Annotated in this window: 10 protein-coding genes; 9 read left to right on the forward strand and 1 reads right to left on the reverse strand. The window is 72.1% G+C overall.

Annotated features, from left to right (window positions below; all coding sequences use genetic code 11):
* Positions 1–16 precede the first annotated feature (16 nt).
* From AB0I22_RS09655 to AB0I22_RS09695, 9 genes are all read left to right on the forward strand, one after another.
* Complete coding sequence (locus AB0I22_RS09655; protein WP_363130144.1) at positions 17–2,347, forward strand: DNA polymerase III subunit gamma and tau; 2,331 nt, start codon at positions 17–19, stop codon at positions 2,345–2,347.
* 206 nt (positions 2,348–2,553) lie between these two features.
* On the forward strand, positions 2,554–2,889 hold the full coding sequence (locus AB0I22_RS09660; RefSeq protein WP_363130145.1) for a YbaB/EbfC family nucleoid-associated protein: 336 nt from the start codon (positions 2,554–2,556) through the stop codon (positions 2,887–2,889).
* A gap of 65 nt (positions 2,890–2,954) precedes the next feature.
* Positions 2,955–3,554: a recombination mediator RecR gene (recR, locus tag AB0I22_RS09665; RefSeq protein ID WP_363130146.1), complete on the forward strand. Its 600-nt coding sequence runs from the start codon at positions 2,955–2,957 to the stop codon at positions 3,552–3,554.
* A 107-nt stretch (positions 3,555–3,661) separates the two neighbouring features.
* A complete protein-coding gene (locus AB0I22_RS09670) occupies positions 3,662–4,318 on the forward strand; it encodes a DUF5063 domain-containing protein (protein WP_363130148.1) in 657 nt (218 codons plus the stop codon).
* Between the two features lie 396 nt (positions 4,319–4,714).
* A complete protein-coding gene (locus AB0I22_RS09675) occupies positions 4,715–5,986 on the forward strand; it encodes an aspartate kinase (RefSeq protein ID WP_363130149.1) in 1,272 nt (423 codons plus the stop codon).
* Complete coding sequence (locus tag AB0I22_RS09680; RefSeq protein ID WP_363130150.1) at positions 5,983–7,053, forward strand: aspartate-semialdehyde dehydrogenase; 1,071 nt, start codon at positions 5,983–5,985, stop codon at positions 7,051–7,053. Before AB0I22_RS09675 ends, AB0I22_RS09680 begins: the two co-directional genes overlap by 4 nt.
* Positions 7,054–7,318: 265 nt before the next feature.
* The gene (locus tag AB0I22_RS09685; protein WP_363130151.1) at positions 7,319–7,975 is read left to right on the forward strand and encodes a SigE family RNA polymerase sigma factor; all 657 of its coding nucleotides are present in this window, start codon (positions 7,319–7,321) and stop codon (positions 7,973–7,975) included.
* Positions 7,972–9,228: a DUF4232 domain-containing protein gene (locus AB0I22_RS09690; RefSeq protein ID WP_363130152.1), complete on the forward strand. Its 1,257-nt coding sequence runs from the start codon at positions 7,972–7,974 to the stop codon at positions 9,226–9,228. The genes AB0I22_RS09685 and AB0I22_RS09690 overlap by 4 nt, the downstream gene beginning before the upstream one ends.
* A gap of 316 nt (positions 9,229–9,544) precedes the next feature.
* The gene (locus tag AB0I22_RS09695; RefSeq protein ID WP_363130153.1) at positions 9,545–10,402 is read left to right on the forward strand and encodes an SURF1 family protein; all 858 of its coding nucleotides are present in this window, start codon (positions 9,545–9,547) and stop codon (positions 10,400–10,402) included.
* On the opposite strand, the gene AB0I22_RS09700 is transcribed toward AB0I22_RS09695, so the two are convergent.
* On the reverse strand, positions 10,311–12,233 hold the full coding sequence (locus AB0I22_RS09700) for a prolyl oligopeptidase family serine peptidase (protein WP_363130381.1): 1,923 nt from the start codon (positions 12,231–12,233) through the stop codon (positions 10,311–10,313). The two genes, AB0I22_RS09695 and AB0I22_RS09700, sit on opposite strands and share 92 nt — an antisense overlap.
* Between the last annotated feature and the right edge of the window lie 59 nt (positions 12,234–12,292).

The following is a 12,292-nucleotide window of genomic DNA, read 5'->3' on the forward strand; positions in this document are numbered from 1 at the left end:
CGATATCGTCGTATGCGTGTCGTCCCTCGCGCTCTACCGCCGCTACCGCCCCGAGTCCTTCGCAGAGGTCATCGGGCAGTCGCATGTCACCGATCCCTTGCAGCAAGCGCTGCGCAACAACCGGGTCAACCACGCCTATCTGTTCAGCGGTCCGCGCGGCTGCGGCAAGACGACCAGTGCGCGCATCCTGGCCCGCTGTCTGAACTGCGAGCAGGGGCCGACGCCCGACCCCTGCGGCGAGTGCCAGTCCTGTCAGGACCTGGCGCGCAACGGGCGCGGTTCCATCGACGTCATCGAGATCGACGCCGCTTCGCACGGTGGCGTGGACGACGCCCGTGAGCTGCGGGAGAAGGCGTTCTTCGGGCCCGCGTCGAGCCGGTACAAGATCTACATCATCGACGAGGCGCACATGGTCACCTCGGCGGGGTTCAACGCCCTGCTGAAGGTGGTCGAGGAGCCGCCCGAGCACCTCAAGTTCATCTTCGCGACCACCGAGCCCGAGAAGGTCATCGGCACCATCCGGTCGCGTACGCACCACTACCCCTTCCGGCTCGTCCCCCCGGGCACCCTGCGCGACTACCTCGGCGAGGTCTGCGGGCGAGAGGCGATCCCCGTCGAGGAGGGGGTGCTGCCCCTGGTCGTACGGGCCGGGGCGGGGTCCGTCCGTGACTCGATGTCCGTCATGGACCAGCTCCTGGCCGGCGCCGCCTCCGACGGTGTGACATACGCCATGGCCACCGCGCTCCTCGGGTACACCGACGGCAGTCTGCTCGACTCCGTCGTCGAGGCGTTCGCCTCCGGGGACGGCGCCGCGGCCTTCGAGGTCGTCGACCGGGTCGTCGAGGGCGGCAACGACCCGCGGCGCTTCGTCGCGGACCTCCTGGAGCGACTGCGCGACCTGGTGATCCTCGCCGCCGTCCCGGACGCCGCCGAGAAGGGGCTCATAGACGCCCCGGCCGACGTCGTCGAGCGGATGCAGGCCCAGGCGTCGGTCTTCGGGGGCGCCGAGCTGAGCCGCGCCGCCGACCTGGTCAATACGGGCCTCACGGAGATGCGCGGGGCCACGTCCCCGCGGCTTCAGCTGGAGCTCATCTGCGCCCGCGTGCTGCTCCCCGCCGCCTTCGACGACGAGCGCTCCTTCCAGGCCCGCCTGGACAAGCTGGAGCGCGGCGCGATGGCCGGGGCCTTCATGGGCTCCGGGCCCGCTTCCGCGCCGCCCATGGGATACGTGCCGGGGCCGGACGCGCACGCCCCCAGCGGCCCCGGCGCTCCCGGTGGGCTGTCCGGGCCCGCCGCCGCCCGTGCCGCCGTTACGGGCGGGGGGGCCGCCCCCGAGGCCGGTTCCGTCCCGCCGGCCCCGCAGGCCGCTCCCGTACCTGCCCCCGCACCCCAGCAGGCCCCGCACCAGGTGCCTCCGCCCCCGGCCGCCCAGCCCGCGCAACCCGCCCAGCCCGGTGCCTGGCCCACCGCCGGCGCGGCGGCCCCCGCGCCGCCCGCGCAGCAGCCCGCCCCCGCCCGCCGCCCCGGCGGCTGGCCTTCGGCGGCCACGCCCGGCCAGGGCATCCCGCAGGCCGCCCCGGCGCCGTCCGCCCCGGCAGCGGCGCCTCAGCAGTCCCAGCAGCCCCAGGCCGCGCCTCAGCAGGGGCAGGGCGGCATGGCGCAGGGCGCCGCCCAGGTCCAGCGGATGTGGCCCGAGATCCTGGAAGCCGTCAAGAACCGCCGCCGCTTCACCTGGATTCTGCTCAGCCAGAACGCGCAGATCGCCGGGTTCGACGGCACCACCCTCCAGATCGGCTTCTCCAACGCCGGCGCCCGCGACAGCTTCGCCGGCGGCGGCAGCGAAGAGGTGCTGAAGCAGGCGCTCGCCGACGCCCTCAACGTGCAGTGGAAGATCGACCTGGTCGTCGACCCGTCGGGCGGCGCGAACCCGCCCGGCGGGGGCGGCGGAGGCGGCAGCGCCTTCGGCAACGTCGGCTACGTCAACCCCGGCCACGCCCCCGCGGCCGCGCCCCGCCCGGCCGCGCCGGCGCCGCCCGCCGGCGCCCCGGCCCCCGGCCCGTACAGCGGTGGGGGAGACGGCGGAGGCGGCGGCCAGGCGGCGCACCAGGGCGGTCACACGCCCCCCGCCGCGCCCCCGGCCTCGCCGCAGGTCCAGCAGGCCCCGGCACCGGCCTCCCCGGAGCCCTCGGGCGGCTACCAGGCGCCCGAGCCTCCGCCGCATATCGCCCTGGAAGACGACATGCCGGAAGAGGACGATCCGGATCTCGTCGACTCCGCGCTGACCGGCCACGACCTGATCGTCCGGGAGCTGGGCGCCACGGTGATCGAGGAGATTCCCAACGAATGATCCCGGGCCCCCGGCGAACGGCCGGGGGAGGTCGCCGGACGGGTGTGCAGGGCCGCCGTCGGCAGGCGGCGCGATCGCGTTCCCGGCCCGTCACCTGCCGCTTCCCGTACGTACCCGCGTTCCTGCCCCCAGGGGAGGGCGCGTCGCTCCAGGACCACGTAGGCTCGGGCCACTGAACCGTCGTTGTCGACAACCAGGAGCAACCCGTGATCCCCGGTGGTGGCCAGCCCAACATGCAGCAGCTGCTCCAACAGGCCCAGAAGATGCAGCAGGACCTCGCGACGGCCCAGGAAGACCTGGCCAAGACCGTTGTGGAGGGCACGGCGGGCGGCGGTCTCGTCAAGGCCACGGTCAACGGCTCCTGCGAGCTCCAGGCCCTGGTCATCGACCCCAAGGCCGTGGACCCCGAGGACACCGAGACCCTCGCGGACCTGGTGCTGGCCGCCGTGCGCGACGCCAACGCCACCGCGCAGCAGCTCCAGCAGGAGAAGCTCGGCCCGCTGGCCCAGGGCCTCGGCGGCATGCCGGGCCTGCCCTTCTGACCCTTCCGGTCGCGCGTTCCCGCTGACTGGCAGAAGCTGACAACCGGACAAGGAGAAGGCGTCCCGTGTACGAAGGCGTGGTCCAGGACCTCATCGACGAGTTGGGCAGGCTGCCCGGCGTCGGTCCCAAGAGCGCGCAGCGGATCGCCTTCCACATCCTCCAGTCCGAGCCGGCGGACGTCCGCCGGCTCGCGCACGCGCTCACCGAGGTGAAGGCGAAGGTGCGGTTCTGCGGTGTCTGCGGCAACGTCGCGCAGGAGGAGCGGTGCCGGGTCTGTCTGGACCCGCGCCGCGACCTGTCCGTCATCTGCGTCGTCGAGGAGCCGAAGGACGTCGTCGCCATCGAGCGGACGCGCGAGTTCCGCGGCCGGTACCACGTGCTCGGCGGGGCCATCTCGCCCATCGAGGGCGTGGGCCCGGACGACCTGCGGATCAGGGAGCTCCTCGCCCGCCTCGCGGACGGCGTCGTGACCGAGCTGATCCTCGCCACGGACCCCAACCTGGAGGGCGAGGCCACCGCCACGTACCTCGCCCGCATGATCAAGCCCATGGGGCTGAAGGTCACCCGGCTCGCCAGCGGTCTGCCGGTCGGCGGTGACCTGGAATACGCCGACGAGGTCACTCTCGGCCGCGCCTTCGAGGGAAGGCGGCTGCTGGATGTCTGACACCACGTCGGGGTATAGGCGTCGGACGGGGGCCGATGCAGATGCACACCGATCCGCCGCCTACGAGGTCGCGCCGGAGCGTGCCTTCGAAGGGAGTCGACTTCTCGATGTCTGACGCAACGCTTCACGACGCCAAACGCGATCCCGACGATTTCTCCGTCCAGATCGCCGACTCGATCGAGAGCTTCATCGTCGCGGTCACCGAGGTGGCCAAGGGCGACGAACCCGACAGCGCGGTTCCCTTTCTGCTGCTGGAGGTCTCGCAGCTGCTGCTGACCGGGGGCAGGCTCGGAGCGCACGAGGACTTCGTACCGGACGAGCGGTACGAGCCGGACGTCGGTCCGGAGCCGGACGCGGACGATCTGCGCGAGCGGTTCGCCATCCTGCTGGACCCGATAGACGTCTACTCGGAGGTCTTCGACCCGTACGTGCCGCGCTCCGCGCCCGTGGCGTGCCGGATCTCCGACGACCTCGCCGACATCGTCACCGACCTCCGGCACGGCCTCGCGCACTACCGCGACGGGCGGGTCAGCGAGGCCCTGTGGTGGTGGCAGTTCTCCTACCTCTCCAACTGGGGCCCGACCGCCAGCGCCGCGCTGCGCGCGCTGCAGTCGCTCGTGGCGCACGTACGTCTGGACTCCCCGCTCGACGAGCTCGACGGCCTCGACACGGACGCCTCGGCGGGCGAGGAGCAGCTGGCCGAGGAGGCCGGGAAGGTGATGGAGGCCGAGATCGCCGGGCCGCTGGGGCTGCGCTCCGTCTGAGCCCTGTTCGAGATCTGGTTCTGGTCCGAGCTCTGTCCGGGCTGCGTCTGAGCTCTGTGTCCGGGCTCCGTCCCACACGTCGCTTCACCGCGGAAGCCGGCGCCTCATCGCGAGGCGCCGGCTTCCGCGGTCGGGACGCCTGTTCGGCCGCCGCGCCGGATGTGAACTTGTGACCTGGGTTACGTTCTCGTGTGCTCCCGCCGGATGCGGGAAGGGTTCGTCGCGGAGCGGGCTCGACGGGGAGCCTCGCCGGTCATGATCACCCAGTGAGCGGTTTGTCTCATAGTGTGATATCGGCGGGGCGGATCTCGCCTGCTCGATAGACTGAGCCGACCGCATCACCCCCTGGCGGGGGTCTGGGGGACACCCCCAGGAGACACAGAGCGAGGAGCGCACGTGGGCCTTGTCGTGCAGAAGTACGGAGGCTCCTCCGTAGCCGATGCCGAGGGCATCAAGCGGGTCGCCAAGCGAATCGTCGAAGCCAAGAAGAACGGCCACCAGGTGGTCGTCGTGGTTTCCGCGATGGGCGACACGACGGACGAGTTGATCGATCTGGCGGGGCAGGTTTCCCCCATCCCGGCCGGGCGCGAGTTCGACATGCTGCTGACCGCCGGGGAGCGGATCTCCATGGCGCTGCTGGCGATGGCGATCAAAAACCTCGGTCACGAGGCGCAGTCGTTCACGGGCAGCCAGGCCGGGGTCATCACCGACTCGGTCCACAACAAGGCGCGCATCATCGATGTCACGCCGGGCCGCATCCAGCAGTCCGTCGACGCGGGGAACATCGCGATCGTCGCCGGGTTCCAGGGCGTCTCCCAGGACAAGAAGGACATCACCACCCTGGGCCGCGGCGGGTCCGACACCACCGCCGTGGCGCTGGCCGCCGCGCTCGACGCCGAGGTCTGCGAGATCTACACGGACGTCGACGGCGTCTTCACCGCCGACCCGCGGGTCGTGAAGAAGGCCCGGAAGATCGACTGGATCTCGTTCGAGGACATGCTGGAGCTGGCGAGCTCCGGTTCCAAGGTGCTGCTGCACCGCTGTGTCGAATACGCACGCCGTTACAACATTCCGATCCACGTCCGGTCGTCCTTCTCGGGGCTGCGGGGCACGTGGGTCAGCAACGAACCGCAAGGGGATCAGCCGATGGAGCAGGCGATCATCTCGGGTGTCGCCCATGACACGTCCGAGGCGAAGGTCACGGTCGTCGGGGTGCCGGACAAGCCCGGCGAGGCCGCGACGATCTTCCGCGCGATCGCGGACGCCCAGATCAACATCGACATGGTCGTGCAGAACGTCTCCGCGGCGTCCACCGGCCTGACCGACATCTCCTTCACCCTCCCGAAGACCGAGGGCCGCCGGGCGATCGAGGCGTTGGAGCGCACCCGCCCGTCCGTCGGCTTCGACTCGCTGCGCTACGACGACCAGATCGCCAAGATCTCGCTGGTCGGCGCGGGCATGAAGACCAACCCGGGCGTCACCGCGACGTTCTTCGAGGCGCTGTCGAACGCCGGCGTGAACATCGAGCTCATCTCGACATCCGAGATCCGCATCTCGGTCGTCACCCGCGCCGACGACGTGAACGAGGCCGTACGGGCCGTGCACAGCGCGTTCGGCCTGGACTCCGAGTCGGACGAGGCAGTGGTCTACGGAGGCACCGGCCGATGAGCACCGGGCCTTCGGGCCGTAAGCCGAACCTGGCCGTCGTCGGCGCCACCGGAGCCGTCGGTACGGTCATGCTCGGCATCCTGTCCGAACGGGCGGACGTATGGGGCGAGATCCGGCTCGTCGCGTCCGCCCGCTCGGCCGGGCGGAAGCTGGTCGTCCGGGGCGAGGAGACCGAGGTCGTCGCGCTCGACGAAGAGGTCTTCGACGGCATCGACGTCGCGATGTTCGACGTGCCGGACGCGGTGGCCGCGCGGTGGGCCCCGATCGCCGCCGCCAAGGGCGTGGTCGTGGTCGACAACTCGGGCGCCTTCCGGATGGACGCGGATGTGCCGCTGGTCGTGCCCGAGGTCAATCCGCACGGCGTACGGGTCCGCCCGCGCGGCATCATCTCCAACCCGAACTGCACGACGCTCTCGATGATCGTCGCGATCGGCGCGCTGCACGCCGAGTTCGGGCTGAGCGAGCTGATCGTCTCCTCCTACCAGGCCGTCTCCGGCGCGGGCAAGGAGGGCGTCGACACGCTCCGCTCCCAGCTCGCGGCCGTGGCCGGCACGGAGCTGGGCACGGCCCCCGGGGACGTACGGCGCGCGGTGGGCGACACCGGCCCGTTCCCGGCCCCGATGGCGCTGAACGTGGTGCCGTTCGCGGGGTCGCTGCGGGAGGACGGCTGGACCTCCGAGGAGCTGAAGGTCCGCAACGAGTCCCGCAAGATCCTCGGGCTGCCGGAGCTGCCGGTCACCGCCACGTGCGTACGGGTCCCGGTGATCACCACGCACTCGCTGACCGTGCACGCGCGGTTCGAGAAAGAGGTGACGGTCGAGCGGGCCCACGACATCCTGCGGAGCGCGCCGGGCGTGGTGCTGTGCGACAACCCGGCCGAGGGAGAGTTCCCCACCCCGGCCGACGCGGTGGGCACGGACCCGACCTGGGTGGGGCGCGTACGGCGGTCGATGGACGACCCGAGGGCGCTGGAACTCTTCGTGTGCGGCGACAACCTGCGCAAGGGGGCCGCGCTCAATACGGCTCAGATCGCGGAAGTCGTGGCATCGGAGCTGACCAGTTCGTAATAATGCGAGGGGATCTGTGAAGGCCTTGTGATGAACTTGTGGTCACACACCACTTGAACTGGGCCGACGCGAACTGTTCGACTAAACGCTCCCCGCTCGCTGCAACCGGCAGCAGGGCGGGGAGCGTCTTTGTCGCCGCTCCCGATGAGCGGCGCGAAAAATGGGGCATTGGGGAAAAACTGGTGCGCACTAGGGCATTTAACTCGTCGTCAAAAGCGGTGCCTTACGCGTACAACCCTGAGGGGGGTAGGCGTGTCCAACTTGCGTGGCAGACGTCATCAGCATCGCAACCGCCCCGAGCCGCGGCAGCGCTTCAGCGCGCCCGCGTTCTCGCACGTCAGGCGGTATGCCGGTGATCGCGCCATGGCCTGCCGCCCGCCCTGCCCAGATACCCCCCCAACGCGGGGACACTGACGAGGCGATGGCAGCGGGCACCACAGTCGACCATCTCACCGAGACCTACCGCGCCCACTACAGGTCGCTGCTCGGTCTGGCCGCCCTGCTCCTGGACGACACCGCGTCGTGCGAGGACGTCGTGCAGGAGGCGTTCATCCGCGTGCACTCCGCGCGCAACCGGGTGCGCGATCCGGAGAAGACGCTCGCCTATCTGCGGCAGACCGTCGTCAACCTCTCCCGCTCCGCGCTGCGCCGGCGCATCCTCGGCCTCAAGCTGCTCTCGAAGCCGATGCCGGACATGGCGAGCGCGGAAGAGGGCGCGTACGACCTGCTGGAGCGCGACCAGCTGATCACGGCCATGCGCGGACTGCAGCGCCGCCAGCGCGAGGTACTCGTACTCCGCTACTTCGCCGACATGACCGAGGCGCAAGTGGCCCAGACCCTCGGCATCTCGCTCGGCTCGGTCAAGGCGTACGGCTCGCGGGGCATCGCGGCGCTCCGCGTCGCCATGGAGGCCCCCGCATGAACGAACAGCACCACGGCCCGGAGGATCCCAAGGGTCCGCAAGGGCCCCAGAGCGGCGATCCCGGATCCGCCGACGGCTCCCCTGAAAGCCCTCCCGGCGGCTCTTCCGACGGTTCCCTCGGCGGTTCTTCCGACGGTTCCTCCGGCGGGTCTCCCGGCGGCTCCCTCGGCGGCTCTTCCGGCGGCTCCCTCGACGAGGAGGCGTTGCGGAGCCTGCTGCGCGGCGCGGTCGGCGACCTGGAGCCCGACCCGGACTCGCTGGAGCACATCCGGCGCGCCGTGCCCGCCCGGCGCACACGCCGCAGGCAGGCCCTCGTCGGCGCCGCGGCCGCAGTGATCCTCGGCGGTACGGCCGTCCCCGCGCTCTTCCACGCCGCCACGACCGGCGACGCCGCCGACGACCGGTCCGCCAACACCGCCAGCAGCCAGCGCGCCCACCAGACCACGCCCGAGCAGCACACCGGGGGCGGCAGCGGCACCGGCGGCGGCACGGGCCAGGAGAGCACCTCCGAGGAGGAGCAGAAGGACAGCGGGAAGCCCGGAGGAGAGAAGAGCCAGGACCGGAGCGACGGCCCCTCGGGGGCCCCCGGGACCCCGTCCCCGGACAACACCAGCACGATGGCGGCGACCTCGCCGACCTGCGACCGCGACCAGCTCGGCCAGGGCACCGCGAAGGTCGGCCAGCCCGACAAGGACGGCCGGATCTACGGCAGCTTCCGGGTGGTGAACACCTCCGACCAGGCTTGTACGGTCGACGGCGGGGGAGTCGTCTCGGCGGCCGCCCAGGGCGGCACGCAGAGCTCGAACGTCTCCGTCGTCGACCACACCAAGGGCGACGCCGCCTCCGGCCTGCCCGACCCGGCCACCGCGCCCCGCGAAGTGATCCTCAAGCCCGGCCAGGCGTACGCGGTGGGCTTCGCCTGGATCCCCGCCTCGGGCGGCGGCGCCGGGGGCTGCTCGACCGGCGGTGGCGGCACCCCGAGCCCCGGCGGCAGCGGCGGCGGCTCGCCCTCCCCGGGCAACAGCACCAGCGCCGGCACCTCGTCCAAGGCGGCCTCCACCGCCTCCACGGAGGTGCTCTCGGCCGGCGGCGGCAAGCCCAGCGGCGAGGACCCCGGCAGCCCGCAGCCGACCGGCAGCGTGCAGCTCACCCACGTACCGGAGGTCGGCGAGCCCGAGGCGGCCAGCGCGACGATCCCGGGGGCGTGCGCGGGGACGATCTACCGCACGGGGGCTCTCGCGGGGGACGCGTAGGCGGGTGGGCGCGGTCGTCGGCTGACGCTTCGTTTTTCTCTCCCCCGCCCCTCCCCACCCCTCCGCCCCGCCCCCCGTTCTCCTTGGTCGTGCGTTGCCCGCGGCGGCCGTGCATGGCCTGCGCGTCCGCGGCCCGTGCGTCCGTGACCCGCGCGTCGACGGCCTGCGCGTCGATGGCCCGTGCGCCCACGGTTTGCCGGTCCACGGCCTGCCGGCTCCACGGTTCGCCGCCCACGGGCCTGCCCGTCCGAGGTCCCGCCCGTGGCTGGGAGGGGGCGGGAGAGGCCCCGTTGCCGGGGGCCCGTACCGTGGGGGTGTGTATCGGTTCCTGCTGACTCCCCGCTGGTGGGGGATCAACCTTTTCGCCGTACTGGCCATTCCCTTCTGTCTGTTCATGGGCAGTTGGCAGCTCGGCCGCTTCGAATCACGTGTCGACACCCACCGTGAGCAGCAGGTACAGGCCGACGACGCCAAGACCGCGAAGGCCGAGCCGCTGGCCGATCTGCTCCCCGTCAGCACCAAGACCTCCGGGCGGCAGGCCAGTGCCACCGGGCGGTACGACACGGCGCACCAACTGCTCGTACCGGACCGGGAGCTGGACGAGCGCACCGGCTTCTACGTGCTCACCCTGCTGCGGACCGACGCCGGCAAGGCCCTGCCCGTCGTACGGGGCTGGCTGCCCGGCGACGCGGGCTCCAAGGCCGACGTGGCCAAGGTCCCCGCACCGCCGGCCGGCGAGGTCACCGTCACCGGGGCGCTCCAGTCCTCGGAGGGCCCCAGCACCCGCGGCGTGCACAACGGCGCCGGCCTGCCCACGGGGCAGCTCGGCATGATCAGCGCGGCGTCGCTGGTCAACATCGTGCCGTACGGGGTGTACGACGCCTGGATCACCACGGACCGGGGCGGGGCCGGCCTGACGCCGGTCCCGGCCGCCGCCCCTCCCAACAGCGGCCTCGACCTCAAGGCGTTCCAGAACCTCGGTTACACGGGTGAGTGGTTCGTCTTCGCGGGCTTCGTCGTCTTCATGTGGTTCCGGCTGCTGCGCCGTGAGATCGAGGCGGAGCGGGATCTCGCGCTCGGCATCACCCCTGAGGAGCCGGGGCCGGGCGGTCCTGCGGGGCCGGGCGGTCAAGATGGCGCTGAGCGAACTCGATCTCCAGCCGGAGCTGCTTGATCCGCTCCTCGACCACCAGCGAGCCGTGCCCCGCGTCATAGCGGTACACCTCGTGCGGGTGGCCGCGCCGCTCCAGCCGCTGCACGTAGTTCTCCACCTGGCGGATCGGGCAGCGCGGGTCGTTGACCCCCGCGGAGATGTAGACCGGGGCCCGCACGGCGTCCACATAGGTCAGCGGGGAGGACGCCGCATAGCGCTCGGGCACCTCCTCGGGGGAGCCGCCCAGCAGCGTGCGGTCCATCGCCTTCAGGGCCTCCATCTCGTCGTCGTACGCCGTCACGTAGTCGGCGACCGGGACCGCGGCCAGGCCCACCGCCCACGCCTCGGGCTGGGCGCCGAGCCCCAGCAGCGTCAGATAGCCGCCCCACGAGCCGCCCGCCAGCACCAGCCGCTCGGGGTCGGCGAGCCCGGAGTCCACCGCCCACTCGCGGACCGCCGCGATGTCCTCCAGCTCGATCAGGCCGATGCGGTGCTTGAGCGCGTCCGTCCACTCCCGGCCGTAGCCGGTCGAGCCGCGGTAGTTGACCCGGACCACCGCGAAGCCGTGGTCGACCCAGGCGGCGGGGCCCGAGGCGAAGGCGTCGCTGTCGTGCCAGGTCGGCCCGCCGTGGATCTCGAAGACGGTGGGGAACGGCCCCTCGCCCGCCGGGCGCTGCACCAGCGCGTGCACCTTGCCGCCCGGACCGTCCACCCACGCGTCGGTGACGGGCACCGAATCCGGGGCCTTGCTGAGCCCGTCGGGCAGGGCCGGGGGATCGAGGACGACACGGCCGCTGGTGGACCGTACGACCGGGGGCTGCGCGGCCGAGGACCACAGGAACTCGACCGTTCCATCCGGGCGGGCCGTGGCGCCGGAGACCGTGCCGGAGGGGATCTCCACCCGTACGAGCTCGCCGGTGCCCAGCTCGTACCGCCACAGCTCGCTGCGGGCCTGGAAGCTGTGGGAGATCAGCAGCGTGCCGGTGCCGGTGCTGGTGCCGGTGCCGGTGCCGGTGCTGATGCCGGCGTCCGTGCCCGTGCCCGCGTCGGCTGCGGCGGGTTCGTCGGGGGACTCCGGGTACCACTCCGCGCCGATGTCTCCGGGGAGCTCGATGGCCAGCGCGGTCTCCTCACCCGTCACCGCGTCCCAGATCATCGGCTCCCAGCGGCCGCGCCGCTGGTGCCCGACCAGCATCCGGGTGTCTCCCGCGCGAGGCGCGAACCCCATGACGGTCAGGCCCAGCTCCTCGGTGCCGCTCTTCGTGTCGTCCAGCTCGGAGACGACCGTTCCGTCCAGGCGCGTGACGCGGATCGCCGAGTGCATCGCGTCGCCGTGCTCGGTGTGCTCGATGGCGATCAGGGTGCCGTCGTGGCTCAGGTCGCCGACGCCGGCCGACTCCCGGTGCCGGTAGATCTCCACCGGCTCGGCGCCGGGCCGCACCACGTGGATGGAGGAGCCCTCGTCGTCGGTGGAGCGGCCGACCACCGCCGTGCCGTCGCGGCCGAGCGCCAGGCCGCCCGAGTACGAGGGGGCGAGGCCCGGCGTCGCCGGCTCGTCCTCGCGCCGGCCGTCCTCCCACCCGAAGAAGGGCTGGCGCAGCCAGACGCCGAACTCGTCGCCGTCGGTGTCCGAGAACCACCAGATCCACTCGCCGTCGGGCGACAGGACCCCGTCCGTCGTGCCGTTCGGCCGGTCTGTCGCCTGGCGCTGCGCGCCCGTGGCCCGGTCCCACGCGTACAGCTCGAACGTTCCCGTCGCGTTCGACACGAACAGCGAGCGGTCCGGGGCGTCCTCGGCCCAGTCCGGCAGGCCGACGCGCGGTGCTCTGAATCGCTTTTCCCAGTCCGGCATGGACGACGGCGTCGCGGCTGATTCGTTGCTCTGTGTCATGCCCCCCATTCTGCGCCGGG

The sequence above is a fragment of the Streptomyces sp. NPDC050610 genome, from assembly GCF_040654875.1.
GTDB lineage: Bacteria > Actinomycetota > Actinomycetes > Streptomycetales > Streptomycetaceae > Streptomyces.